Raw genomic sequence first — 26568 nt, forward strand, 5'->3', positions numbered from 1 at the left:
TCATAAAAAGTTTCTCGTCTCCTTTTGCATCCGAGCGGTATTTCTCTACCAGTTCGCTCAGGCCAGGTATAGCCTGCAAAGCTTTCTTGTATTCCGAGGCAGGCGCATCATTCAGGATATCCACTGTGTTGCCGTCGCCAAACCAATCGGTTATTTTCTTGTACGGATTTCCTTCCTTTGACTTCTTAGCCTTGTCGGGGTCGGGAAAGTATTGGAGGAACTGCGTGCGGATAGCTTTGCCCATAAGCACCTGCGCTACATGCCCTGCGCCTTCCTGCTCGCCTTCGTATACCAGCTCTACTTTGCCCGTTACGGCAGGTATGGTGTTCAGGAAGTCTGACAAGCGCACATAGGTTTTGCTTTCGCCGTTCAGCAAGGCCCGGCGCTCAGCAGCACTCAGCAAATTTTCAAAAGCCGATATCGTCAGACGAGCCGACACGCCACTCTTGGCATCGACGTACTCACTCTCGCGGGCCTCAAAGGCCACCTGCTCTATCAGGTCGCTGATGATGTCGTTGGTGGTCACCAGCTGTTCCTGCTCCTCTTTGATATGCGCTTCCTGCCGTGTGATCTTCTTACCAATCTCGATGGACTTCGGATAGTGCGTGATTATCTGGGAGTCGATACGGTCTTTAAGCGGCGTCACAATGGAGCCACGGTTGGTGTAATCCTCAGGGTTGGCCGTGAACACAAACTGGATATCGAGCGGCAGACGTACTTTGAAACCACGTATCTGAATATCGCCCTCCTGCAGAATGTTGAACAAGGCCACCTGGATGCGGGCCTGCAGATCGGGCAGTTCGTTAATTACAAAGATGCCGCGGTGAGACCGTGGAATCAACCCGAAATGAATCACCCGCTCATCAGAGTAAGGCAACTTGAGCGTAGCAGCTTTGATAGGATCTGCATCACCGATCAGGTCAGCTACCGATACGTCGGGAGTGGCCAGCTTCTCGGTATACCTGTCAGAGCGGTGCATCCAACTGATGGGCGTGTCATCGCCGTGCTCGTGCACCAGGTCTTTGGCAAAACGAGAGAGCGGTTGCAGCGGATCATCGTTTAGTTCGGCCCCCTGCACTACAGGTATGTACTCGTCCAGCAAGTCTACCATCAGGCGGGCGATCCGGGTCTTGGCCTGCCCACGCAAGCCCAGCAGGTTAATGTGGTGCATCGACAGGATAGCCCGTTGTAAATCCGGCAAAACAGTCTCTTCGTAGCCCCAGATACCTGGAAATACTTCCTCTTTGCGCTGCAGTTTGCGGATCAGGTTATGGCGCAGCTCCTTCTTTACGGTTTGCGGTTCGTACCCGGCGGCACGTAGCTGCCCGAGCGTTTTTATCTTAAGTAAGTTCTCTGCTGGTATGTCTTTGTATTGCATTCTTTTTTGGTTGAATGGCTGTTGAAATATTAACTGCTAAGATGAATCGTTATATGCTAAAAACTCTTCTTTCGGTTGCGGCCATAGTCCCGGAACACCAGGTGTCCTAAGCCTTTCAGCGAACTGTAGTAAGCCTGGCCATTATTTACTTTCGTAAACTCGTCTACGAACTGCTGCAGGTATGGGTCCGATGCGATCATGAAGGTAGTGATCGGGATTTTGATGCGGCGGCATTGGGCGGCGAGGTTCAGCGTCTTGTTCACCACTTTGCGATCCAGGCCGAAACTGTTTTTGTAGTAATGCACCCCTTCTTTCAGGCAGGTCGGTTTGCCGTCCGTGATCATGAAGATCTGCTTGTTCGGCGTCTTACGCTTACGCAGGATATCCATCGCCAACTCGAGCCCGGCCACGGTATTGGTATGGTACGGCCCCACTTCCAGGTAAGGCAAATCCTTGATCTCGATCTGCCAGGCGTCGTTGCCGAACACGATCACATCCAGCGTGTCTTTCGGGTACTTCTGCTTCACGAGTTCGGCAAGCGCCATGGCAACCTTCTTAGCTGGGGTAATGCGGTCCTCGCCATACAGGATCATGGAGTGCGAAATGTCGATCATCAGCACTGTGGACGATTGTGTTTTGTGCTCCGTCTCGGTAATCTCGAGGTCCTGCTCAGTCAGCCGAAAGTCAGAAAGGCCGTGGTTGATCTGGGCATTTCGGATCGAGTCCGTCATGGAAATCTGCTCCAGCGCATCGCCAAAGCGATACTCACGGCGGTCGGTACTGGTCTCGTCGCCTATACCTGTCTGCGGTGTGGCATGGCTGCCTTTGCCACCTTTCTTCAACTTGCCAAAAATTTCCTCCAGCGCACTCTTACGAATGTTCTGCTCACTTTTGGCCGTCAATTTCAGCACACCCTCCTCTTGTGGGTTTTCGTCGATGTAGCCCTTCTTTTTGAGGTCCTCGATAAAGTCGCCAATGCCGTAATCATCGCCCGTCAGGCCGTACTGCTTATCCAGCGAACTAAGCCACGACAGCGCCTCGGCCACATCGCCGGAAGTGATCATCACCAGTTGCAAAAAGATTTTGAGCAGCGACTCGAAGCCCTGCTTATCATCCTGCGGTGGTATGTACTCTGCAAATCTATACCCTATACTCATATGCTCTCTCCTGATTTATACTCTAACAACGCTACGCAGCCGAATGTTCTTGCACACCGGTTCTTATACGTACAATTCAGCTCAAACACAGGTATGGAAACAATAAGCCCTAAGCTGTAGTACCTTATATACAGAAACTAACTAAACTCTATCACAATGAAAGCAATATTCAACGATATCGTAATAGCGGAAAGCGAACGAACTGTTAAAGTAGGCGGCAACCATTATTTCCCATCAAATGAAGTAAACCACCAGTATCTGGAAGAAAGCAGAACGCACACTACGCAGGAAGGCATGGGCGAGGCATCCTTTTACCATGTGAAAGTAAATGGAGAGGTGAAGCTGGATGCAGCCTGGACTTACCCGAACCCCGAGAAGAAGGCAGAAGAAGTAAGAAGCTACATTGCCTTTACTGATGCGGTGGAACTGAAGGACTAACGAAAGTTTATAAAAAGAGCGGGGCCTGTCAGTTTTCTGACAGGCCCCGCTCTTTTTATAATTTTAACACACCGGATTAATCGATCCAGCGGAACTTATACTCCAGTTGTGGCGATCTCATACGCTCAGCTACTCTGCGCAGACGATCTGGCAAGGCGATCAGATAATCGCGGGCGCGCTCGCCGGCGTCGTTCAGACCAGTCACTGTTTCAAGCTTCCACTCTTTCACGAGGTCTTTCAGAATATCGGTATAGTCAAGCGCCGTGTATACATTGATGCGCTGGGCGGCATCGGTAAAGTGACCGAAAGTTTTGCCCATGTCCACACCCAGTTCACGCATGTAGTGTGCAGGCATTACAATCTTCTTGCGCATCATGTCTTCAAAGGCCAGCATCATCTCGTTCGGATCGGCTTCAAATATTTTGCCTACAAAAGCCTTGTACGCTTTGGCGTGACGGGCCTCGTCAGAAGCAACATAGCCGCAAAGCTTTGCCAGCATGCCATCGCCCTGTTTCTTGGCAATCTGGGCTACGCGGCGGTGCGACAGGTTGGTTGCTGTTTCCTGGAATGAGGTATAGACAAAGGCACGGTAAGGGTCATTGTCTGTCTGAAGGTCAAAACCATCGGCGATCAGGTACTGCGTGGAGGCCTCCATTTCACGCATGTTGATGCGACCGGTCAGGTACAGGTACTTATTCAGCAGGTCACCGTGACGGTTTTCTTCGGCAGTCCAGGCGCGGTTCCACTTCATCCAGGGGCTATCCTCGTTGCTTGGCACATCCTTGATAGACATCAGCCAGCTTTCATAAGTTGGAAGTGCTTCTTCCGTAATGGTATCTCCTACCAGCACGGCCAGCAGGTCATAACTCAGGTCACGGGCACGCTCCTGCAGGTTTTTTATCTCTTCAAAGAAATTTTCCATACGGGCGTCAGGCAGCAAGTCAGCGGGCTGCCAGCTGTCTTCAACAGACTTGAGAAACTCTGTCATCTTTTCCTGGACAAAGTCTTCCATCCATTTCATGACTTCTACACGGGAGGCAATGGCTGTAATCATGGTGTTGTTTTAGGCGATTGAATTTCAAATATAGGCATTTATACTAAAATAGTAATCCGCAGCGTCATATTAAGTTCATGCACTGCTAAAAAAGGAAATCGGACTCGGAAGCGTGTTTAGACTCTAACCTGCCAGCTCTTCAGTTGCACAAACCACAAAACACGCTTGGGATAATTAATACTTACGTAGAAAGACAAAACGGTTTTCATTTTCACCCCCAATATGTAGTAAGTCCCTGACAGAGTGCAATTTCAGCGATTTAAAAGCTTCTGATACAGCGCTCTGATGAAGCGAAGGTCTACTTTAAGTTTACTAAGGAAATGAATGGTGTGATAAACCGGTCCTAGTCCGGCATGCTGCCGCAGGAGGTCCAAAAACTGCTCCGCCTGCCGGTAGTGACCGGTCAGGTAAGCATGGCGTGCCTCGTACTGCAGGCGGCGGCTCAGTGCCTGACGCTCTTCAGAATTTTGCACCAGTTTAGCCGCTTTCTCGCAGACAAGCACGGTAGAGTTCAGCTGCCTGTCACCCGGCTTATACAATTGCTTCGAAAGCGAATGGGCGTGCAAGCGGCGCCTCGTTGTGATGGCATCCAGAAAGAAGTACTTGTACCTGCGGGAAGAGCGCACCCAGAAGTCAAAGTCTTCATAGGCCAGCGCTTCGTCATAGCCCTGCAGGTCTTCAAATACCTGCCGCTTCATCATCATGGTTGGCGGACAGATAAAATAGCGGCTCAGCAGGTGCTCAAAGATGTCGCCGGACGGTGCGAAGGAAATTACCTCACCAGCCTTGTTGCGCTGGCAGTGAAACTTAACATGCCTGCCATTGTCGTCAATATACTCTGCATCCGAGTAAACAACCCCATAACTATCGTCCAGCTTTTCGAATGCCGCCACCTGCTGCGCTACCCGCTCGGGCAGTATCACATCGTCGGTGGCAAAGTCGATGATGTAGTCGCCTTTGGAGGCCCGCCAGGCCATGTTGAAGGCCCTCGTGTTGCCCTGATTCGTGCCGGTGCTCATGAAAGTGAGCTGCGGATATTGCCGGACATATTCCTGGATGATGGCCACACTGTTGTCGGTGCTGCAATCGTCCATGATGATGATCTCCAGGTTGGGGTAGGTCTGGGCCAGCACTGAGTCCAGCGCCTCGGCAATGAAGCGCTCGTGGTTGTAGCACAGGCAGATGACCGATACCAGCGGCAGTGAAGTAGCATCAGTCATGGCGCTCAAAGAAAGTGTGTATAGACGTGATAACTGCTTCCTGCTCCGCCTCCGTCATACCGGGAAAAAGCGGCAGACTCAGGCTTGTTGCGGCCAGTTCTTCAGCCACCGGAAAGCTTCCTTTGCTATACCCCAGCCAGGTATAGGCCTCCTGCAAATGCACGGGAACCGGGTAATGTATGGCCGTCTGTATACCTTGCGCAGACAGGTATAGCTGCAAAGCATCGCGCTGCCTGGTGCAGATGTTGAAGATGTGGTAAACGTGCGTACAGCCCGGCGCTGTGACAGGCAGCACCAGGTCGCCTATACCTTGCAAGGCCGTCAGGTATACCTGCGCCAGTCGTTGCCGCTTGCTGTTCAGTGCATCGAGGTGGTGCAGCTTGGTGCGCAGCACGGCCGCCTGCAGTGTGTCGAGGCGGGAGTTGACACCTATGATTTGGTTGTGGTATTTCTGTTGCTGTCCGTAGTTGCGGTACATGCGGGCATAGGCTGCCAGCTCAGGATCGGAAGTAACTACTGCCCCACCGTCACCCAACGCTCCCAGGTTTTTGGTGGGATAAAAACTGGTGGCACTGACACGGCCGAAGCTACCGACCGGACGGCCTTTGTAGCTTGCGCCCTGTGCCTGGGCAAAGTCTTCGATCAGGACCAGGTGGTGTTGTTCGGCTAACTCCAAAAACCCCGTCATCTCGCAGGCTTGCCCATACAGGTGCACAGGTATAATGGCTTTGGTGCGGGGTGTTATGTGAGTAGCGGCCACAGCAGCAGTCAGGTTGCAGGTATGGCGGTCGGGTTCGGCCAGCACAGGTATAGCGCTACCCACACTACGGCATTCACAGTTGCAATGAAGGTGTTAGCCGGCACAATCACTTCGTCGCCTGCGCCTATACCTGCCGCTTTCAGAGCCACCACCAAAGCATCGTAGCCATTGCCCACGCCGATGGTCATACCTGCCTGCACGTACTTCGCAAACTCACCCTCGAATTGCTCCACCGCTTCGCCCAAAATGTACTGCTGAGCACGTAAGGCACCCAACAGCGCCTCCTCCACCTGCTGGTTTATACCTGCAGGGTAGTCACGGAAGACGAAGTATGGGACCTGGGTTGTAGACATAGGTATAGCTTTTACAGGGCCAGGTGTGCGGCCAGGCGCTTAAACGTGGCGTAGTCGCGGATGTAGTCGGAATCTTCGAAATCGGTGGAAGTCAGGCAGACCGCTATGGTGCCCGGAGCAAAATGCAGGTCAGTCCAGCACATGGCCGGCAGGTACAGCCCTATTGCCGGATTGTCCAGTACGAAGGTCTCCTTACTGCGACCATTGTCTGTCTCAACGGTAATGCTTCCCGTCACGGCTACCAGCACCTCTTCGGTGGCTTTGTTGGCATGCTGCCCGCGCAGCACACCTGCCGGAGTACCGTAAGTCCAGAACACCCGTTTGATCTCAAAAGGTATGTTTTGAGCCAGCTGTGTAGAGGCTATAAAGCCTATCTCTTGGTTACCGGTTTCGGTTAAGTGGATCAGGTATGGCGTGGCAGACAAATGGAAAAATTTAGTGCAGCCACAAATTAAAACATTTTCGGTTAATGTGCCTATAAAAGGGGCATGGCTTGGCGCTTGCTGGCGCTTCTGTTACTTTTGCAAATCAGGTCCTGCTGCAGGCCCTTGATGCTATACCTATGCTATACCTGATCCTGAGTGTGCTATCGGGCGTTTCGCTCGTGTTTATCTTCAAGCTTTACCAGCGCTTCAATGTACATACGTTTCAGGCCATCGTTGTCAATTACGTTGTCTGTATCCTGGTTGGGCTGGCCTTTCCGGGAGGTACTGATGTGCTGCAGGCGGGTGTGTTTCAGAAGCCCTGGGCGCTGCATGCGCTGGTGCTCGGTGCTATTTTTATCGGGGCTTTCTACCTGATTGCACTCTCTACCCAAAAAGTGGGCGTAACTGCTACCTCCGTGGCAGCTAAAATCTCGCTGGTCATTCCGGTGCTGTTTAGCCTGCTGGTACTGCAAAACAGCGTGAAGGAATATTCGGTGATCAACTACGTGGGCATGGGCCTGGCGCTGGTGGCGATTGTGCTTTCATCTGTACGCCCCGGCTCCGAGGGCGGAAAACCCACTGCTCGATTGCTCAGTTTCGCGCTGCCGTTCATCATTTTCCTGAGCAGTGGCTTTGCAGATTCGCTTATCAACTACGTAAACGAGTATCACCTCCAGGCCCATGAAGCCAGCCAGTTTACGATGCTGACCTTCACGGCCTCCGCCGTACTCGGTTTGGTGGTGCTGCTCTACCAACTTTTCACTGGCAGTACCTCATTCAGGGCTAAGAGCATTTGGGCAGGTATAGCCTTGGGTGTGCCCAACTATTTCTCTATCTTTTTCCTGATCATGGCCCTCTCAGCCTTTGGCAACGATGGTGCTTTCCTCTACCCCGTCAATAACATGGGCATCATCATGGCGGGGGCACTGGGAGCTGTAATGATATTCGGGGAGCGGCTGAGTGCGATCAACCTCGTCGGTCTGTCACTGGCAGTGCTGGCCCTGGTGCTGCTTTCGTATCAGGAATTAGCCGCCAATCTGTTTTAATTTATGGAAGATACCTACCGTACCATCGAGTCCCCCTCCGAAGGCCTCTACAAAGAGAAAGGCAGCAAGTTTATCGCCTTAGCCTACCCCGTATACTCGGAAGAGGAAGTAAAAGAGGTCTTAACCGACCTGCGCAAACAGTATTACGATGCCCGCCATCACTGCTATGCCTACAGCCTGGGCGCCGACAAGAGCCGCTACCGCGCCAACGACGACGGCGAGCCCAATCACTCCGCCGGCGACCCATCCTGGGCCAGATCCGCTCCTTTGACCTGAGCAATGTGCTCGTAGTAGTGGTGCGCTACTTCGGAGGCACTAAACTAGGCGTCAGTGGCTCATCACCGCCTACAAGACCTCCACTGCAGAAGCACTCAGCAACGCTACGATCATTGAAAAGCACGAAACGACGTTGCTGCAGGTACACTTTGCCTACCCCCAGATGAACGACGTGATGAGTCTGGTGAAAGAATACGAACTCGGCGTGAAAGACCAGCAATTTGAACTCGACTGCCGCATGACGCTGGAGGTGCGCAGGAAGCTGCAGGAAGAGGTAAGCGGAAAGCTGGAAGGTATAGACGGAGTTACTGTAGAGGTAGTGGAGTAGCAGAGCAAAACCTTATTTTTATTAACTTGTACAGCTGCAGTACACCCTGACAACCCTATGGCTAAGAAAAAACGACACCGCTCCAGACATAAAATACTTGACCGTAAGCTCGGCATCAGCCCGGGTACGCTCTTTATACCTACTGAGTCGCACGCCCCACGCTACTTTCTGATGTCGTTTAACGAGCAGCTATTCAAAGAGCAGGAATTCGTTTCTTATGCCGAACTGTTGCAGCAGGTACAGTCCCAACCCAACGCCACACATTGGATCGACATCCGGGGCTATGCCGACCTGACTATGCTGGAGTTGCTCAAGCAGGACTTCGGTATACACTCGCTGCAGATGGAGGACGTGATCAATGACTACCAGCGCCCGAAGGTAGACGAACTTGACGACCGTCTCTTCATCATCACCCGCATGCTGCGCTGGAAGGAAGAGTACCATACCCTGGACGATGTGCAGCTGTCGGTTTTCTCAGGTCCTAATTATGTGCTTACCCTGCAGAGTGACTACGACGATTGTCTTGATCCGCTTCGTGAGCGTATCCGGGTTGGCAAAGGCATTATCCGGCAGCGACCGCCGATGTATGTGGTATATGCCATCCTGGACGTGGTGCTCGATTACTACTTCCCGGTAATGGGAGCCATCGGCACTTACATTGAGGAGTTGGAGCAGAAGATCCTGGATAAGCCTTCGAAGCAGACCCTGCGGGAGATCCTCGATCTGAAAAACGAACTGATCAAGTTGCGCCGTATCGCCTGGCCGGAGCGCGATAAAATGAATGAACTACTGCGCATGGACGAGGACATTATACCTGACAACCTGAAGGTATACTTCCGCGATGCTTACGATCACACCATCCAGCTGATCGACCTGATCGACAGCCACAAGGAAATGTCGACGAGTTTGGTGGAGCTCTACATGTCCACAGTGAGCAACCGCATGAATGAGATCATGAAAGTGCTCACCATCATCTCCAGTATCTTTATCCCGCTGAGCTTTATCGCCGGGGTATATGGTATGAATTTCTCGCGAGAAGACCCTGAAACAGGCGAAGTGTTCCGATGGAGCATGCCCGAGCTATACCAGCCCTACAGTTATCCAATTTTGATGATGCTGATGACCACGCTGGTGCTGGTACAGCTATACCTGTTTTATAAGAAAGGCTGGTTTAAGAGCTTCTAGTTAGGCAGCTTAAAATTGAGCTTCTGCAGTTCGTTGCGGAACACTTTGTACACAGAGTAGTTGTTGCCCACCTCATTGTAATGGATGCTCACGGCTTGGTTGCTTTCCAGCGACCTGCCCCCTATCAGGCGGGCATCCGGACCGTATAGGTATGTTTTCTGCGGGCCGGTTTCGGTGATGGCGTATATCTGATTGCCCCCCCGAAGTTGAAGTACTGCACGATCTTCGGGGTTGAGGTCACATAGCGTTTCTCAAATAGCTCCTCCAGGTCCTGGTCGAAGGCGGCTACTTTTCCCTGATCCTGCCGCACAATGATATAAGAGCGGCCGCTGGCATCGGGCACGAGGTCGAACATGGCACTCTTGCTCGGGCGCGGCAACTGCTCCCGTTTCACCACCTGTCCCTGCAGGTTAAACTCCACCACCTCACCATAGCGCGTCACCACCGTTACCACAGAGCGACGCAGGTCAGCACCTGCCCGAATGACGCCTTCCGAAGTGATCGGCACCCGCAAACTGAAGGGGAAGCCCGGGTAGGTTTCGCCTTTGGTGTTCAGGGCGTACACATAGCCGTTTTCTAGCAACACCAGGATGACATCGCGACCTCCAACCCGCACATGCTGCGGGGTAGCGGCCAGACGGTAGTCCATGCGGCGGGGCTGCCAGCCAGGTATAGCGTTACCGCGTGTGTCGAACATGTACAGGTTGCCCAGGGCATCATCCACCAGAAAGCGGTAATCACGGTTTTTCTCGAAATCGAACACGGCCAGGCGCTGCAGGCGGAGCGTGTCGCCTACGTTAAAAGGGAAGTGCTCCAGGTTACGTCCCAGGTTGTCGATGGCCTGTATGCGGTTGGCAGTCGCGAACACGTAGCGCAGCCGCTTGTCGTTGCCGAGCTCTACCTGCTGCAGGGCGCCCCGCACCTGAGTTTGCAAGGAGTCGGTCCAGCCGCGGCTGCCGGTGGCGGTAATATTGTGCAGCACCTGCATAGAGTCCTGCACCACCACTTCGCGACTGCGATCTATGGCGTTCTGAATCGGATAAGGCGGGGATATCAGGCGACTGGCAAATGGGATGGTCAGCTCTTCTTCAAAGCCTTCTTGTCCACCATCGGTGTTGCGCTCCTGCCTTCTGAACAGCACACTGGTATAGTACTGGTTTTCGGCGCGGGCAAACTGTACACTAACCTGGTTAAAGCGCCTGATCAGGCTGGAGTTCTGCAGCAGATCCTCGCGATTCTCCTCCTGCACATAGCGGTTCAGGATATACCAGGCATTCACAGTGTTCAGGTACAGACTGAAGTTACCTTCCTGCAGTGTTTCCTCCAGAAAAGACTTTTGTGCCACCGAGCGTCCCCATACCTCACCTGCATTGATGTCGTCGATAAGCGCACGCAGGCTGGCGATATCCGGTGAAAAGATCATGTAATTGTCGAGCTGCAGCACGTAGCTCTGTTCAAAGCCGGAGAACAGGCTGCCAAACAGGCGGGCGGGCAGTTCTTCCAAGTCCAGCAGTTGTAAGGTATAGTTGCCGTACTGCTCGGTATAGATCTTCTCGCTTTGGGCTTTGCTTAGCTGTTGTGCCAATGCCTGAAGGCGAGCCCCGGTTTTGCCGCTGCTTTCCATGCGGGCAATGACCATTTTGTCGGGACTCGTGTTCATGTTGTATGACTCCATGTAAGCCAGTGCGATCTCCTGATTGAAGGACCGGGCCAGACTATCGATGGTGGGGCTATACGCATCTTTGGGAGCTTTGCCATCGCGCAGACGCGCCACCTCCCCTACCCAAAGTGCATCAGCATGGCCGTGCGGGTTGGCAGCAGCAGCTTGATTTCGAGCGGGCGCGGTTTGGAAGGATGGAGTTGCGCTTGAAAAGAGCCTTCGAGTGTCTCGGGATTTGAGAAACCGTTCAGGAAAAGCTTGTTCCGGTCGAGCTTGAGCTCCAGCATGGCATTGCGGCAAAAGCTGCTCAGGTAGCGCACCTGCGGCATGAGGTCTTCCTGCACAAAGAGTCCCAGCAGGTCAGGCAGGGCACGGTAGTTCACAAACACGTTGGCATACACATCAGCCTGGCTCAGGTAATTCACCTTTTTATAATCAGCTGCGATGGAAGTAAGCTTTCCCCGGTTGATGCGGCGCACGATCTCCTCTACCAGCACCGGCGAGGCACTCAGAATGATGTTATTGTGATAAGAAAAGTAGGTGAAGCTGGTGCCTAGCTGCGTGTTGGTCACGTCGGTCAGGAGCATGCCCTGGTACTCTCTGCTCTGCTCCGTAAATGCCGGACTCTTGACAATATTTTCGGTGAGTGTGCGCAGAAAGCGGTGCTCTCCCACTGACACGACCGGTATGTAGTACACAAATTCTACATCAGTTTTACCCAGCACATGGATCGAGGTGAGTATGTTCTTTTTGTCCAGGAAACGATCGAGGCGCTGGTTGCCGGGGGCCACACTGTCGAGCATGGCCATATTCTCCTGAAAGCGCTGCGTTACCGGAAGCAGCGAGAAACTTTCCCATAGTGCGGTTTCCTCCAGGTGCTCTCTCAACTCGCTGTGGTTGTTTGTCTCCACCACAAAAGCCGCCGTCTCAGGTACCAGCGTCCAAAGGTCCACCTTCAGTCGGGAGTCCTGCCACCTGCTAAAGCCATAATAGACCAGAGAGGCCAGCACTACAAATGCGATGAAGTAAAAGACAATGCGTTGCGGCATAGCGAAGGTGTATGAGGTTACAAATTAACCGAAAAAATTAGAAATCACCCGAGTCAAACTGCTACAGTGCTATTCCTTACATAAAACATCCAGATTTATCCAATTTTGGCCATGGCAGGTATACCCGGTACCAGCGCGTGCGTATATATGGGCCAACCCATCACAGCCATCTATGTATCGCATTCTTATACCCGTTGATTTTTCGGAGGGCTCTACCAAAGCCTGCCACTACGCTCTGCAGCTTGCCGCCGGCGTGCCTGGAGCTAAGCTCCTGTTGCTGCACTGCTTCCAGGATTACCTGGCCGATGGCGATCCCGTACCTGCCAGCGCCGCTGGTCTCAGCCCATCTGATCAAATTGCAGAACGCGTGTTGCATCGTAATGAACTGGAGGCACAGGAACAGCTTGAAGAACTGTACCAGGAGCTACTCCCGAAAGTGCGCAGCCTGGGTAGCAACCTGCAAATGGAGCGGGCTTTTATACACGGTCTTCCGGAAGAAGAAATACTGGAACAGGCAGAACGCTTCCGGCCCGCACTGGTGGTGATGAGCACGAAAGGCGAGTCCAGCATTGGCCGTGCTGTATTCGGCACAGTGTCCACCAAGGTGATGGAGGAAACCAATGTACCCATCCTGACAATACCCAACCACTATGAGGGCGCTATACCCAGCCGTATCCTCTACGCCACAAACTTCGGCAAGACAGATGTTAGCGACATGGACCGCATCCGGCAGTTGTTCAGCCACCTGCAGCCCATGATCTACTGTGTGCACATTTCAGACGATCCGGAAGAAGACCGCGAAAAGTTGCTGCAACTGCAGCAAAACCTGCAACAAGCCCCTGAAAGTGACATCCGCTATGCCCTACTCGAAGGCGACGATGTAGCACAATCCCTGCAGGACTTTGCCCGCAGCGAAAGCATCGACCTGCTTGCCCTCACCACACAGGAGCGCAGTACGTTTGAGTCGCTGTTTAACCCCAGTCTGGCCAAAAAGATGGTGCTGCATGCGCCCCTGCCAGTGCTGGTATTCCACAGCAGGGTTTAGGCTTTACCCTCCACAGGTTGCTCCAGCAATTGCTGTAAGGCCTGGTAGTAGCGATCCAAAGCACCTTCGCTGGTACTCAGAAACAGGAAAGGCTCGATCAGTTCGAGTTCCATCAGCACGAGTTCGCCGTTCAGCTCCACTCCGTCTACGCGGGCGTACAGGCAGTCTTGTGCAAACTGCTCCACGATGGTGGTGGCGGTTTGCAGCATACCTGCCGGGGGCGTTGGCGTATGCACGCTGCCACCGAAGAAGTGCTGTACCCGGAAGTCACCTGACTTGGCTGTTTTGAGCACGGCATGGCTATACCTGCCGTTAAAGAAAAGGAAGGACCACTCACCCTGTGTTCTGATCTCCTCAAGAAAGGGCTGTGCCAGGAATGGCTCATGCTGTAGCAGGGCATTGACACGATCCGTGTAAGCGCCAACCTCTTCTCTGCTAATGGCCAGGGTGTTCTTGGCGGCACCGCTTACCCGCGGCTTCACAATGATTTTGTCACGCCCGATCGCAGTGAAGACGCTGTCTGCATCGAAGGTACTACCCTGCTCCAGCCATACGGTTGGCACAATCTTAACACCTTGCGCCTGCATATCTTTAAAGTACTGTTTGTCTGCGTTCCATCGCAGTGTCCTCACGGGGTTGAGTACCGGGCAACCCATTGCTTCCAGCTTATCAAGCCAGGTATAGAAGGCGTTTATTTTATCGAAGTAATCCCAGGGCGATTTGATGATAATGGCGTCGAAAGCGGTCCAGTCCACCTGCTCATCATCCCATACCTGAAAAGAAATTTTATGGCCTTTTTCGGCTAAATAACGGTACAGACGCTCATCTTCGCTATCGGCATTGGCAGTATAATCGCCTAAGCTCTGACAAGTGACCAAAGCTATTTGTTGTAATGACATAAATAATGATATTTGCGCAAAATTATACTTTCTAGCCCGCAGAAGCTACAGAATAAATTTCCAATTAGTGAAAACTTTAAGAACGTCAGTTCTCGTATGTAAAGTATAATTTGCATGCCCGCTTTTTAATCTACACCATGTTACATCTTATCAGCCTCAGCCTACGACACAGGTACAGCCTCTCTGTACGCCTGCTGGTTCTGCTGTTGCTGATCACGACCACGGCGGGTGCCTGCAGCACTGAAGGCACGCACGACGAGCACTCGGACGAACCACAGGAGCGGAACCCGCAGCACATAGAGCCCGACACCATGCTGGCCAGACGGTCCACGGGCGGACCCGCGGCTACGATTGATTTTCTGGGCAACCCATTTCTGTCGGACTACCGCCAGAGCAAGAAGCTGGACGCCTACTTCGCCCGCATCAGCACCGACTTCACACTCGATGCCGACCCGGTGGAGAACATACACCGTCCGGCCATTACGGACACGATCTATACCATCCGCTTTGGCGAATCGGTGATCGAGCTCTACGCCCCTACTCAAACCGGTGACCTGCTGCTGCAGGTAGCCGACATCCGCAATGCGGGCATTGCCCTGCGCAACAACATGAAGGTAGGTATGAGCCAGCCGGAGCTGATGACCAAGCTCAAAAACTTCGACGTGCGCATCCTGCAGACTAATTCCGAAATTGTAGCTACCTCCGTGGAGGGTGCTCCTATCTCGCTGCGCTTCTTCCTGAAAAACGGCAAAGTGAACCGGATCAGGTATGAGGCCTATGTTGATTAACAAAAACCGCCCAGGGCATAAGTGATTCAGAAACCTTACCTTTGATGCTGAACCAAAGGTATACCCCATGCGCATCGTCATCCAACGCGTTACCCAAGCTTCCGTTACCATCGACAATCAGGTAAAAGGCGAAATTGGCCTTGGTCTGCTGCTGCTGGCAGGTTTCACCAACGACGACACCGAAGAAGATCTGAAATGGATTGCCAACAAGGTGGTGCAGCTTCGCATCTTCAGCGACACCGATGACAAAATGAATCTGAGTGTGCAGGATGTGCAGGGCGACCTGCTTGTGATCAGCCAGTTTACCCTCTATGCGCTCACCAAAAAAGGCAACCGCCCCTCTTACATCCAGGCCGCTCCTCCTGCAGTAGCTATACCTCTGTACGAGCGATTTGTAGTAATGCTTGAAGAGGCTTTGGGTAAAAAAGTACAGACCGGCGAGTTCGGTGCCGACATGAAAGTAACCCTGCTCAACGACGGTCCGGTTACCATCACAATCGACTCCAAAAACCGGGAATAATTTAAATCTACAGAGAACGCTTTATGACCATCGCAGAAGCCCAAACCATCGTTGACAACTGGATCAAGGAAAACGGTGTTCGCTATTTCAACGAACTGACCAATATGGCTATCCTTACAGAAGAGGTAGGTGAAGTAGCCCGCATCATGTCACGGCAGTACGGCGAGCAGTCTTTTAAGAAAAGCGATGAAGGCAAGCAGCTTTCCGACGAACTGGCTGACGTGCTTTTTGTGCTCATCTGCATCGCCAACCAGACAGGCATCGACCTCACCGAAGCCCTCCGCAAAAACCTGGAGAAGAAAACATCCCGCGATAGCGAAAGACACAAGCAGAACGAGAAACTGAAGTAAGTTTAGGAGTTAGAGAGTTGGGGAGTTTAAGAGTGATAAAGGAAAGAGTTAAAATAAAAACAGAGCAGGTACCCCATTAAGATGGTTTCTGCTCTGTTTTTATGGATTTTAATTTTCCGGATAGAGTACTTCTGATTTCTTAAACTCTCTAACTCTTAAACTCCCCAACTCCTAAACTCTCAAACTCTTTCAGGTTTACCAACCTATCCCTTTTCCATACCGGCAACACGTTGTAGGTGTCGTGCTGGAGGCAGAATTCGATGTCCTTGTGGATCTCGAGATTTTCGAGGCGGCGCACGTGAGAGGACTGACGCAGGAACGTGACCATATCATCCTTAGCGGCGTGGTACAGGTATAGCGAAGCCAGTGTGGCGTCGTTCTCAAACTCAAACTCACCCTGCAGGCGCTCGGCAAGGGCTCCGGCATACAGTGTGTCTTCGAGGTTGAACTTGCCTTTCCAGCCGGCACATACCACCAGCACATCCAACTGCAGTTCGCGCAGGTGCTGCGCCACAGCCTCCAGGTTCAGGAAAGCCCCTACTATGATTTCCTGCGCTGCTTCTGACATGCGGATGGCACGGGTGCCGTTTGTAGTCGTAATGGCCACGGTTCGGTCCTTCACTTGCCCATTCATGTAAGCAAAAGGCGAGTTACCCAGGTCAAAGCCTTCGGCTTTGATGCCATTTCGCTCCGCTGCCGTCAGGCAGCCTTGCTCGGCATAAGCACGGCACTCCTCGAGCTGCATCACAGGTATAATATCAGTGGCGCCATGTGCAAAGGCCGTTACCATCGTAGAGGTAGCACGCAGAATATCCACAGCCACCACTGCCTTCCCCTCCAGTTCGTACAAGTGCAACAGCTCCGGGCTGTAGCACACATCTATACTCGGCATTGTTTAATTGTTATTTCTTTACAAATGGTAGCTTTACGATCTGGCCTTTCATGTCCTTGTTGCGAACGCGAACGAATACCTCAGTGCCTGGCTTGCTGTACTCGGTCTGCACATAACCCATCCCTATGCCTTTGCCCAATGATGGCGACATGGTACCTGAGGTTACTTCACCGATCTGCTCGCCCTCTGCGTTCACGATCTCGTAATGCGCTCTAGGTATAGCTTTCTCCAGCATCTCAAAACCCACCAGCTTTTTGCTGACACCGGCCGCTTTCTGCTCCTTCAGGTTTTCTGAATTTACAAATTCCTTGTCAAACTTGGTGATCCAGCCCAGACCAGCCTCTAATGGCGAAGTCGTGTCGTTTATGTCGTTGCCGTAGAGGCAGAAGCCCATCTCGAGGCGCAGCGTGTCGCGGCGCCCAGACCAATCGGCTTGATGCCCTGCTCTTTACCAGCTTCCATGATCGCATGGAACACCTTCTCGGCATCCTCATTCTTTACATAAATCTCAAATCCACCAGAGCCAGTATAGCCTGTGGCAGAGAGTATAACATCGGGCACACCGGCAAATTCACCTTTCTCAAAGGTATAGTATACCATGCTGCCCAAGTCTACAGACGTAAGCGATTGCAGTGCCTCTACTGTCTTGGGTCCCTGCACGGCAAACAGCGACATCTCATCTGAAATGTTCTCAAGCTCCGCGCCCTTGGTATTGTACTTGCTCACCCAGGCCCAGTCCTTCTCGATGTTAGAGGCGTTCACCACCAGCATGTACTCGTTCTCGGCCATGCAGTACACCAGCAGGTCGTCCACGATGCCGCCATCCTCGTTCGGGAAGCAAGAGTACTGGATCTTGCCCGGGGTCAGTTTAGAAGCGTCGTTTGAAGTGATGCGCTGGATCAGGTCAAGTGCCTCGGGGCCTTTAACCAGGAATTCGCCCATGTGCGACACGTCGAATATACCTACGCCATTGCGCACAGTGTTGTGCTCTTCCAGATCAGACGAGTAACGCACAGGCATGTTATAACCCTGCAAAAGGCACCATCTTCGCACCCAGCGACTCGTGCACATCATTCAAAGCTATTTTCTTCAGTTCCATATCAGATTTGATTGCTAATAAAGTAGATGCCCAAAATTAAGTAAAATAAAACCGCTTCCGAAATTTTATGTAGGAACAGGATTTATATAGCCCAAAAGCTATTAATCAGGAAACCTACCTGTCACTGATCGCCTGCAACCGTTTTTCCACATCCGTATGTGCATAACCTTGTCTGATCCGGCACGTAAACCAAGCCGTCACTTTTTTAGCCAAAAGGAACATGCCATCTACTTCTTATTTCACCTTCGCACGCAGGACAAGTGTGCCTGATTTTAATCTGCCTGTGCCAAGCCTGACCACCCGTTTTGCCTGGCGCTTTATTTTGCTTCGCTCCATTTTTGCTAATTTAGCAGGATATCATCTGTCTAACCAAAAGCTCAGTCTGGCGCTAATCAGATAATAGTCCATGAAGCTATCAACCAAGCTGTTTATCGGGTTTGTCCTGATTTCACTGCTTTTCACCACTGTTGCTATCGTAAACTTCAGGTTGTCGGAGGATGTGATCGAAAACATGCGCTGGGTAACACGCTCTCAGATCGTGGTCCGAAACTCTGCTTCGCTGCAACGCAACATCATCGACATGGAATCGGGTTTGCGCGGCTACCTGCTCAACGGGAACGAAGTATTTCTGGAGCCTTATCACGAAGCGAAAAGACTACTGACCAGGCTTCGGGAAGATGTACGGAATTATACCGCTTCTGAGAGCCAGAAGCAGAAACTGGATAAAAATCATCAGGACGCATGATGACTGGATAACGCAATATGCAGAGCCGCTTATCGAGATGAAAAGAAGCGACACACTGGAAGTCTCCACACGGGCCTTCGACATGAAACTCGATACACTGGTGCTGGGCGAAAAAGTATTGATGGACACCATCCGAAGTGACTTCCGCGTGTTCAACTCGCATGAGTATACTCTGCGTGGGGAAAGAAATGACCGGCTGAACACCAGTATCAATACTACAAGGCAAGTATCCACCGTTCTTACCATATTATCGGTGTTACTGGGTCTCGGGTGGGCATGGTACATCACCCGGATCATCTCTAACCGTATCATGAAAATGGTGACACTGGCCGAGAAGATCTCAAAAGGAGATTACCAGACCCAGATCATAGATACTTCCAAGGACGAACTCAGCCAGCTGTCTCACTCCCTGAACAGGATGTCAGCCACGATTGACGAGACCTTTTCGGAGCTTGATCGCAAGAACAAAGAGCTGGACCAGTTTGCCTATGTGGTGTCGCATGACCTGAAGGCGCCCTTAAGGGGTATAGAGGTTGCCTCGCGGTGGGTAGAAGAAGACATGGGGCAGAATCTGCCTGATAACATTAAAGAGTACCTGCTGATGATGCGTGTGCGGGTACACCGCATGGAAAACCTGATCAACGGCATACTGGCACTTGCCCGTGTTGACCGGAACAGCTACGTGCAGGAAGTGGTGGATGTCCGGCAACTCTTAACAGAGGTTACGGATATGGCTTCGGCACCCAATGGGTTTACCATAAACATCGGTCCCGGAATGCCGGAAATATACACAGAGCGGGTGCATTTGCATCAGGTTTTTCTTAACCTGATCTCCAATGCGATCAAGTACCATGACCGGGAGGATGGGCATATCGACATCACTTGCCAGGAGGCAGAAAACTTTTATACCTTCTCGGTTTCAGACGATGGTCCAGGTATAGCCCCAGAGTACCACGAGCGCATATTTGTGATCTTCCAGACACTGCAGGAACGTGACGCGGTCGAAAGTACAGGTGTGGGACTGGCTATAGTAAAAAAGATCGTAGAGCGACACGGAGGGAACATCTGGGTGGCCTCCAGCCCCGGCCAAGGGCTACTTTCAGTTTTACCTGGCCTAAAAACCAGGCGTAATTGAAAGATTTATATTAATTTTGATCATTGAATTTCGACAAGCGCTATGATAAATAAAGAAGTTAATATCCTTTTAGTAGAAGATGACTACCTGGATATTATGAATGTGGAACGTGAACTTAAAAAAAATAGGCATTACGCACCCGATCCATGTGGCTCGCAATGGCCGTGAGGCGCTTGATATACTGCGCGGAAGTGGTGTGCCCAAAATATCGCCCGCCCCTAGCGTGATTCTGCTTGATATCAACATGCCCCGCATGAACGGTCTGGAGTTTTTGACCGAGCTGCGCCGTGAGCCGGAATTCAGCCACATCCCGGTGTTCATCATGACCACTTCGAACGAAGAAACGGATCGTATGGCTGCTCAGCGGCTCAATGTGTCAGGTTATATCGTTAAGCCGATGAGCTTTGAAAACTTCGAAGCCAGCCCCTCATCGCTCGATAACTTCACCCTGTTTCTCGACCTTATCAAACTTAAATAGAGGTCCTGTTACTCTTATTTAGGAAACAGCATCAATTGCTCTTCTGACAGCAACCTAAAGGATTGCCGATGGTACTGCGTAGCCCCAAACTGCGCAATACTAGTACGGTGCTCCTTCGTCGGGTAGCCTGCATTGCGCTCCCAGCCATAATGGCTGTGCTCCTTTGCCAGTGTGCACATGAGCTCGTCGCGGTGTGTTTTGGCCAGCACTGAGGCTGCTGCTATAGACAGATATCTCCCATCCCCCTTTACCACACAGGTATGGCGCAGTGCACCGTATGCCTTAAACCTGTTACCGTCCACAATAAGGTACTCCGGCTCCAGAGCCAGCCCCTCAATGGCCCGGTGCATGGCCAGGTAGGTGGCCTGCAGAATGTTGATCTGGTCAATCTCCGCAGGGCTTGCCTCACCAATCGCCCAGGCTACCGCATCACGCACGATGTCGACCCGCAGCTGCAGCCTCTGCTTGTGGCTGAGCTGCTTTGAATCGTTCAATAGGGCATGGCTATAGTCTGGTGGCAGTATAACAGCAGCGGCCACCACAGGGCCTGCCAAACAGCCGCGGCCGGCCTCGTCTATACCGGCCTCCAAGGTATAGCCACTGTAGTTAGGTAGAAGTGCCATAGCATCAAGAGAAATCTGAATGACAAAAATAAAACAAAAAGCCCTGCCAGCTTGCGCTGACAGGGCTTTTTAAATCTATACTATCCGTATGGCTTAGTACCCAGGGTTCTGCTGCGCAGCTAACACAGGGTTAGATGCAACTTCAGAAACCGGAATTGGCCAGATGAAACGGAAGTCTTCGTAAGGAATGAACGGTATAGTAGTAGCTGGCATCGTACCGCTTCCTGCATTGTATTGCGGGATGTGGTTAGAAGTAGAGGCTACCTTAGCAGGTATACCAGCCGGACCGAACACACCTTCTTTTGCCAGACGGTGGATGTCTTTCCAGCGCATACCTTCCGCCAGGAACTCGATACGACGCTCGTTCACGATCGCCTGTGTCAGGGCGTTGCCAGACAGGCCAGAGTAAGTCTGGTCTGTAGAACGGCCACGAACCGCGTTCAGAAGTGCAAGTCCTCTGTCATTGTTACCAAGTCTGGACTCAGCCTCTGCTACGTTCAGCAGTACTTCCGCATAACGGATGATTGGCGACCAGTCAGACTGTGTACCAGCATCTCTGTACTTTCTGCTAAAGATAGCACGTGCAGTAGTCGTTGTGATATCACGACGGTCGTCATCTGCTGGCCAGAATTCGGCGTTCCAGATAAGTGGGCTGATCGCAACCAGCGCACGACCTCCAGGAAGGGCGTTGTACATCTGACCCAATGAACCGTTCACACTGGCGTTATCATTAGCCGTGTTCATGAAAGAGAAGATCGACTCAGAGTTGCCAGAGTTGTTGGCCCAAGGACCATCAGCAGAAGCAGTCAAAGCGTAACCACCGATAGGGCTTGTGAAAGACTCAGTACCTGAGATCAGTTTGTTACCCTCTGTCACTACACCTTGCCAGTCACGCATGTGCAGTTTAACGCGAGACTTCATCGCAATAGCAGCACCTTTTGTAGCTCTTGAGATTTTACCTCCGGCTGCACGAGTTTCAGGCAGGTTAGTCTCAGCATAGTCAAGGTCCGCCAGGATAGCAGCATAACCATCTCTTACAGAGTCACGGCCCTGCTGTCTTGCTTCCTCAACACGAGCTGGTGTGTTCACCGGAATTGTTCTGATCGGAACTCCAGGGTGAGAAGCATCAGCTGTGTGGTTGTAAGGACGCGCGAAGTGAATCAGTAGTTCGTGGTTAGAAAGTGCACGCAGGAAGCGAGCCTCAGCGCTGTAGGCATTGCCTACTTCCGCTGTAATCAGACCGTCTGCTACTGCTTTCTCAACACCCTCAATCACAATGTTTGCCTTGTTGATTACTGAGTAGAGTGTTTCGAAGTGGTACACGTTGTTAGCAGAAGCCGCATTGTAAGTAGAGCCGTACGTGATGGCGTAGAACGCCTCCAGGTTCAGCATGTCCTCACCACGGTTATCGCCTTGCTCTATGTGAGCCGCACCGAACGGATAGCCACGCACAGCGCCACCAGCATAGAAACCACTTTGAGCAGCGTCATACACACCGGCTACAGCCAACTCTACACGCTCAGGGGTTGTAAAGGCACTTGCTTCAGTCAGACGGTCAAATGGATCTAGCTCCACTACGTCTTTCTCGCACGAAGTCAGCATCAGGGAGAAGCACACCGCAGGGGCGAGCAACGCTAACTTCAGTTTATTTTTGATGAATGATCTATTTTTCATTTTAAGGGAATTAAGAAATTAGAAGCCAAGATTTAAACCAACTGTGAACACACGCTGCTGTGGCTGACCGTTCCAGTCTACACCAAGGTTGTTGTTGTTCAGGTTAGTGTAAGTTTCTGGATCAAGACCTGTGTAATCAGAGATTACGAAAGCGTTCTGTACCTGAGCATAGATTCTCAGACGGTCAACGCTGATGCGCTCAGACAGTGCCTTAGGCAGTGTGTAACCCAATGACAGGTTGCTCACTTTCAGGAAGTCGCCGCTCTCAACGAAACGTGAAGAAGACTCACCGTTTGTGTTGATGAAGTTACCGTAGTTAGCACCAGCAGCCAGTCTTGGAGTCTGTCCGTCACCTGGGTTTTCAGGAGACTGCCATCTGCCAAGGATCTCACGACCGTTGTTCTCAAACGCCATTGTCAAAAGGTCCTGACGCGTACGGTTCATGATCTTGTTGCCACCAGAGAAACGCAGGAACACGTTTGCATCGAAGTTGCCCAGTTTGAAGTTGTTATCAAAACCACCGAACCACTTAGGAAGTGTGTTGCCTAGGATCACTTTGTCAGCAGATGACAGAGAAGACTGTGCACCCAGTGCGCTTGGGTTAGCCGGGTCATAACCGTAGTATACACCAGCAGAACCACCGTTGCCAGAGATGTTACCCTGTACCAGTGAGCCATCACCTTTGCGGTAGATTGGGTTACCGTTTGCAGTGTTCACACCTTCGTACTGGTAACCGTAGATAGAGTTGATAGACTCACCTTCGCGGTGGATCGTGTATTCGTACACGATGTCCTGACCGTCAACCAGTGACTTCACTTCGTTATTCTGTGTAGAGAAGTTGAAGTTAGAGTTCCAGCTGAAGTTAGACTTGTCGATTATTGTACCAGAGATACCAATTTCGATACCGTTGTTATCAACGCGGCCGATGTTACGCGTGATATAGTTGTTAGGCACACCCAGTGATGGAGGAGTTGGAGCCTGAAGAACGATGTCAGAGTTGTTCTTCATCCAGTAAGCCAATTCAACATTCAGACGTCCGTCGAACAAGCCCAGGTCGATACCGAAGTCGGTGATCTTCTGTGCTTCCCAACGCAGGTCAGGGTTACCAGTGTTGCTGAAGGCAATACCGTTGAAAGTACCGTATTGAGCAGCACCGAATGAACCCAAATAAGGATAGTTACCTTGGATACCGATGTTTCCTACTTCAGCAAAGCTACCACGCAGTCTCAGGTCAGAGATAACGCTAAGTGCAGAAGAGTTCTTGAAGAATTCTTCTTCAGAGATTCTCCAGGCAGCAGACACGCCAGGGAAGTAACCCCAACGGTTATCTTCTGATAGCTTAGAAAGACCGTCAGCACGCATAGAAGCACCGATATAGTACTTGCTGGCATAGTTATAGTTGAAACGGCCCAGGTAAGAGGCAAGACCATTCTCACCGATACCACCGAAGGCAAACTGGTTAGCAAAGGCACCAGATACCAGGTTTTCGTTGAAGAAACGGTCAGAAAGACCAGTACCCTGTGCCTGGAAGAAGCTAGATCTTGTTTTGTTGTATTCCTGTACTAACGTCGCATCCAGGTTGTGCACCTCGTTGAATGACTTATTGTAGCTCAGGATGTTCTGCCAGTTCCATGACTTAAGTGGAGAGTAAGCCTGAGAAACGACACCGCCAGAACCCTGACCGTCACCATGACGTGGGTCGTTGAACAGGAAGTCGTCAACCAGTGTCAAGTCAGCACCAAGCTGTGTTCTGAAGCGCAGGTTGTCAATCAGTTTGAAATCCAGGAATACGTTACCCAGACCGCGGTAAGTAGTAGCTCTACGTACGTTGTTATCCAACACGAAACGGATGTTTGGAATACCGTTGGCGATGATACCAGCGTTCGGTCCGCGGCCAAGTGCTCTAGGCTCCTGGAAGTCGATGTTGTAACCAGTTGGGTGTTCCGGGTTAAATACCGGTACGTTAGGGTGCATACGGATTACACCGAAGATGTTACCAGACAGGTTGTTAGAGCCAGTAAGCGGACCAGAGTTGATCTGATTGGTCAAACCGGCCTGTAAACCGAAATCAAGGAAGCTGGTTACTTTCGTCTGCAGGTTTGTGCGAACTGAATAACGCTCCAGGCTGTTCGCACGTCCGATACCTTCCTGGTTTGAGTAACCAAGTGAGAAGTAGTAGTTTGTTTTGTCAGTACCACCGCTTGCAGAGAATGCATGGCTGTGCTGGAAAGCTCTACGGAATACTTCCTCGTTCCAGTCAGTGTCGGCATCACCCAGCGCAGCTGGAGAAGTCTGACCAAGGTTTGCATATTTCTCGTTTGTGATTTCAACGAACTCACGTGCGTTCAGCAGGTCATGCAGTTCGATTGCCTTGGCAGAACCTGCCCAGCCATCATAAGAGAACTTAGCCTGGCCTGACTTACCACGCTTGGTAGTAATAAGAATTACACCGTTAGAGGCACGTGAACCGTAAACCGCTGTAGCAGCACCATCCTTCAGGATCTCGAAAGACTCGATATCGTTCGGGTTGATGTCAGCAAGTGCGTTAGAAGGCGTAAATCCACCCAGGTTACCAGACGTAGCAGGTACACCATCGATTACGATAAGTGGCTGCGTGTTGGAAGAGATTGAGTTTACACCGCGGATGTTGATCTTTGGAGGCGCACCCAGGATACCTGAAGGCTGCGTGATCTGTACACCAGAAGCACGACCTGCCAGCTGCTGGTCAAAAGATGGCGTTGCCAGGTTGGCAATTGTCTCACCTTTTACCTGCGCGATAGAGCTGGTAACGTCTTTTTTCTGCTGTGTACCGTAACCAACCACTACAACTTCATCCAGTTGTCTCTGGTCGATTTCAAGTGCCACATTAATAGTAGCGGCTGTCCCAATAGGACGCTCTACTGTTCTGTAGCCGAGGAAGCGGAAAACGAGCGTGTTGCCGTCTGCCGGCACATTAATAGAATAAGTACCGTCAGCACCGGTAGCCGTACCGGAGCTAGTGCCCTTTACAAGCACTGCTACACCAGGAAGGCCTTGGCCAGTCGACTGGTCAGTCACAGTACCCGTAACAGTTCTGCCCTGCGCCAATGCCTGTTGAAGCACGACGAATACCAGCGCAAAACTCAATAGTAGTAGTTTTTTCATTGGTCTGTTAATTGAGGTGAAAGATAAATAGTAGTTAAGATTTAAGGTTTAAGATTTACAATCAGCATATCGCATATGCTGGCCTGTACACGTAGAGTATCGTTAATTAACTGGTAAAAAAGCTGCATAAAAGTGTGCCGGTATTTAGCTTCTCAACAGAAATAAATCAAGCTTGTTTAGTACTTAAGCAAACTTTACAGACTATTTGGATGCTCCAAACTAAGAATATTTTTTCAATATATACAAAACTGTTATTCAAAATTCTCCAACCTTATCTAGGTCTTTTTCAGCCATTTAACCCTTCATCTTGTGTTATTACAAATTATCAACATCACAGAATAGGCGTATTTATATATAATACACTGAATTTCACACAACTACAACCTACTCCCTCGAAATACAACCTCAACATATCACCAAAACAATTAATACACATCAAATCACAATACTCATAAGTTATTCTTATTCAGTGTTATAACACACACCATTTTATCAGCACCCCAAATCATCTTTAGCCTTAATTCTTCAACCTCTAACCCAAATTGGAACCACAATAGGTATCCTTTTCTATATACAGCCAGATTCCGGCCAGCATAACTTCACAACTGGCAGTCCCAAACCTACTCAGAAGCATTTGACACATACTTCATGGTGCGGAGCGTAGCTACAAAATTTGAAAAGCGCTTCTAAGCGCACTTCTCTCCCCTGCTTCCTGATCACTCTCCCTCAGATTATAGCCAAACAGCTGCATTACAACATTAAAAATATAAATATATGAATAACAGAAACTCAATATTACAACATTGTTTTTTAGTTAAAATGCTATAAATCAAGTGCCAATTAAAAT

At 51.0% G+C, this 26568-nt stretch carries 24 protein-coding genes and 2 pseudogenes; 11 read left to right on the forward strand and 15 right to left on the reverse strand.

All coding sequences use genetic code 11. The annotated features are described in order from the left end of the window. Both O71_RS11830 and O71_RS11835 read right to left on the reverse strand, forming a co-directional pair. The coding region (locus O71_RS11830) for a sigma 54-interacting transcriptional regulator (protein ID WP_007656980.1) at positions 1-1378 on the reverse strand (1378 nt) is incomplete at its 3' end. A 56-nt stretch (positions 1379-1434) separates the two neighbouring features. Then, positions 1435-2535 (reverse strand): VWA domain-containing protein, encoded by a 1101-nt coding sequence (locus O71_RS11835; protein WP_007656981.1) that lies wholly within the window; start codon positions 2533-2535, stop codon positions 1435-1437. Positions 2536-2691: 156 nt separating this feature from the next. Here O71_RS11835 and O71_RS11840 point away from each other — a divergent pair, with 156 nt between their 5' ends. Further along, a complete protein-coding gene (locus O71_RS11840; RefSeq protein ID WP_007656983.1) occupies positions 2692-2973 on the forward strand; it encodes a DUF427 domain-containing protein in 282 nt (93 codons plus the stop codon). Positions 2974-3049: 76 nt separating this feature from the next. Here the strand turns inward: O71_RS11840 and O71_RS11845 are convergent, their stop codons facing one another. From O71_RS11845 to O71_RS11860, 5 genes are all read right to left on the reverse strand, one after another. Next, on the reverse strand, positions 3050-4027 hold the full coding sequence (locus tag O71_RS11845) for an acyl-ACP desaturase (RefSeq protein ID WP_007656986.1): 978 nt from the start codon (positions 4025-4027) through the stop codon (positions 3050-3052). 251 nt (positions 4028-4278) lie between these two features. Beyond that, entirely contained in the window at positions 4279-5247 is a 969-nt protein-coding gene (locus tag O71_RS11850; protein WP_007656989.1) for a glycosyltransferase, read from the reverse strand. Continuing rightward, the gene (locus O71_RS11855; RefSeq protein ID WP_007656991.1) at positions 5240-6052 is read right to left on the reverse strand and encodes a DegT/DnrJ/EryC1/StrS aminotransferase family protein; all 813 of its coding nucleotides are present in this window, start codon (positions 6050-6052) and stop codon (positions 5240-5242) included. The genes O71_RS11850 and O71_RS11855 overlap by 8 nt, the downstream gene beginning before the upstream one ends. Next, positions 6016-6360, reverse strand: a complete 345-nt coding sequence (locus tag O71_RS27275) for a DegT/DnrJ/EryC1/StrS family aminotransferase (protein ID WP_007656992.1) — start codon at positions 6358-6360, stop codon at positions 6016-6018. Before O71_RS27275 ends, O71_RS11855 begins: the two co-directional genes overlap by 37 nt. An 11-nt stretch (positions 6361-6371) precedes the next feature. Further along, positions 6372-6785, reverse strand: a complete 414-nt coding sequence (locus O71_RS11860; protein WP_007657007.1) for an FdtA/QdtA family cupin domain-containing protein — start codon at positions 6783-6785, stop codon at positions 6372-6374. Positions 6786-6853: 68 nt separating this feature from the next. Here O71_RS11860 and O71_RS11865 point away from each other — a divergent pair, with 68 nt between their 5' ends. The 3 genes and pseudogenes from O71_RS11865 (at position 6854) to corA (ending at position 9620) form a co-directional block, all read left to right on the forward strand. Further along, complete coding sequence (locus tag O71_RS11865; RefSeq protein WP_007657009.1) at positions 6854-7831, forward strand: hypothetical protein; 978 nt, start codon at positions 6854-6856, stop codon at positions 7829-7831. Positions 7832-7834: 3 nt separating this feature from the next. Then, positions 7835-8435: pseudogene (locus O71_RS11870) on the forward strand (YigZ family protein). 57 nt (positions 8436-8492) lie between these two features. Further along, on the forward strand, positions 8493-9620 hold the full coding sequence (gene corA / locus O71_RS11875) for a magnesium/cobalt transporter CorA (protein ID WP_007657017.1): 1128 nt from the start codon (positions 8493-8495) through the stop codon (positions 9618-9620). Positions 9621-9744: 124 nt separating this feature from the next. Here the strand turns inward: corA and O71_RS11880 are convergent, their stop codons facing one another. Both O71_RS11880 and O71_RS11885 read right to left on the reverse strand, forming a co-directional pair. Beyond that, on the reverse strand, positions 9745-11394 hold the full coding sequence (locus O71_RS11880) for a PQQ-binding-like beta-propeller repeat protein (protein WP_040574220.1): 1650 nt from the start codon (positions 11392-11394) through the stop codon (positions 9745-9747). A gap of 5 nt (positions 11395-11399) precedes the next feature. Further along, entirely contained in the window at positions 11400-12329 is a 930-nt protein-coding gene (locus O71_RS11885; RefSeq protein WP_040574221.1) for a hypothetical protein, read from the reverse strand. A gap of 172 nt (positions 12330-12501) precedes the next feature. On the opposite strand from O71_RS11885, the gene O71_RS11890 reads away from it, so the two are divergent. Beyond that, on the forward strand, positions 12502-13374 hold the full coding sequence (locus tag O71_RS11890; RefSeq protein ID WP_007657019.1) for a universal stress protein: 873 nt from the start codon (positions 12502-12504) through the stop codon (positions 13372-13374). On the opposite strand, the gene O71_RS11895 is transcribed toward O71_RS11890, so the two are convergent. Then, positions 13371-14252 (reverse strand): RimK family alpha-L-glutamate ligase, encoded by an 882-nt coding sequence (locus O71_RS11895; protein WP_007657020.1) that lies wholly within the window; start codon positions 14250-14252, stop codon positions 13371-13373. The genes O71_RS11890 and O71_RS11895 overlap by 4 nt on opposite strands. A gap of 158 nt (positions 14253-14410) precedes the next feature. Here O71_RS11895 and O71_RS11900 point away from each other — a divergent pair, with 158 nt between their 5' ends. From O71_RS11900 to O71_RS11910, 3 genes are all read left to right on the forward strand, one after another. After that, on the forward strand, positions 14411-15061 hold the full coding sequence (locus O71_RS11900; protein ID WP_040574223.1) for a hypothetical protein: 651 nt from the start codon (positions 14411-14413) through the stop codon (positions 15059-15061). A 67-nt stretch (positions 15062-15128) separates the two neighbouring features. Continuing rightward, positions 15129-15581: a D-aminoacyl-tRNA deacylase gene (dtd, locus tag O71_RS11905; RefSeq protein WP_007657022.1), complete on the forward strand. Its 453-nt coding sequence runs from the start codon at positions 15129-15131 to the stop codon at positions 15579-15581. 23 nt (positions 15582-15604) lie between these two features. Next, entirely contained in the window at positions 15605-15931 is a 327-nt protein-coding gene (locus tag O71_RS11910) for a nucleotide pyrophosphohydrolase (protein ID WP_007657023.1), read from the forward strand. A 148-nt stretch (positions 15932-16079) separates the two neighbouring features. Here the strand turns inward: O71_RS11910 and O71_RS11915 are convergent, their stop codons facing one another. Both O71_RS11915 and gcvT read right to left on the reverse strand, forming a co-directional pair. Then, positions 16080-16823, reverse strand: coding sequence for a 2-phosphosulfolactate phosphatase (locus O71_RS11915; RefSeq protein ID WP_007657024.1), 744 nt, complete (start codon positions 16821-16823; stop codon positions 16080-16082). A gap of 10 nt (positions 16824-16833) precedes the next feature. Continuing rightward, positions 16834-17922: pseudogene (gene gcvT / locus O71_RS11920) on the reverse strand (glycine cleavage system aminomethyltransferase GcvT). Positions 17923-18328: 406 nt separating this feature from the next. Between gcvT and O71_RS11925 the strand changes: the two are divergent. The 3 genes from O71_RS11925 to O71_RS11935 all read left to right on the forward strand — a co-directional run bounded on the left by O71_RS11925 (position 18329) and on the right by O71_RS11935 (position 20280). Further along, complete coding sequence (locus O71_RS11925; RefSeq protein ID WP_007657026.1) at positions 18329-18667, forward strand: CHASE3 domain-containing protein; 339 nt, start codon at positions 18329-18331, stop codon at positions 18665-18667. 37 nt (positions 18668-18704) lie between these two features. Continuing rightward, positions 18705-19802 (forward strand): ATP-binding protein, encoded by a 1098-nt coding sequence (locus O71_RS11930; protein ID WP_007657028.1) that lies wholly within the window; start codon positions 18705-18707, stop codon positions 19800-19802. A gap of 100 nt (positions 19803-19902) precedes the next feature. Beyond that, the gene (locus O71_RS11935) at positions 19903-20280 is read left to right on the forward strand and encodes a response regulator (RefSeq protein WP_007657029.1); all 378 of its coding nucleotides are present in this window, start codon (positions 19903-19905) and stop codon (positions 20278-20280) included. Positions 20281-20294: 14 nt separating this feature from the next. On the opposite strand, the gene O71_RS11940 is transcribed toward O71_RS11935, so the two are convergent. From O71_RS11940 to O71_RS11950, 3 genes are all read right to left on the reverse strand, one after another. Then, positions 20295-20903: a ribonuclease HII gene (locus O71_RS11940; RefSeq protein WP_007657031.1), complete on the reverse strand. Its 609-nt coding sequence runs from the start codon at positions 20901-20903 to the stop codon at positions 20295-20297. 93 nt (positions 20904-20996) lie between these two features. After that, positions 20997-22577 (reverse strand): RagB/SusD family nutrient uptake outer membrane protein, encoded by a 1581-nt coding sequence (locus tag O71_RS11945; RefSeq protein WP_040574224.1) that lies wholly within the window; start codon positions 22575-22577, stop codon positions 20997-20999. Between the two features lie 18 nt (positions 22578-22595). Then, positions 22596-25721 (reverse strand): TonB-dependent receptor, encoded by a 3126-nt coding sequence (locus tag O71_RS11950; RefSeq protein ID WP_040574225.1) that lies wholly within the window; start codon positions 25719-25721, stop codon positions 22596-22598. Between the last annotated feature and the right edge of the window lie 847 nt (positions 25722-26568).

Source organism: Pontibacter sp. BAB1700, from assembly GCF_000277005.1.
Lineage (GTDB): Bacteria > Bacteroidota > Bacteroidia > Cytophagales > Hymenobacteraceae > Pontibacter > Pontibacter lucknowensis.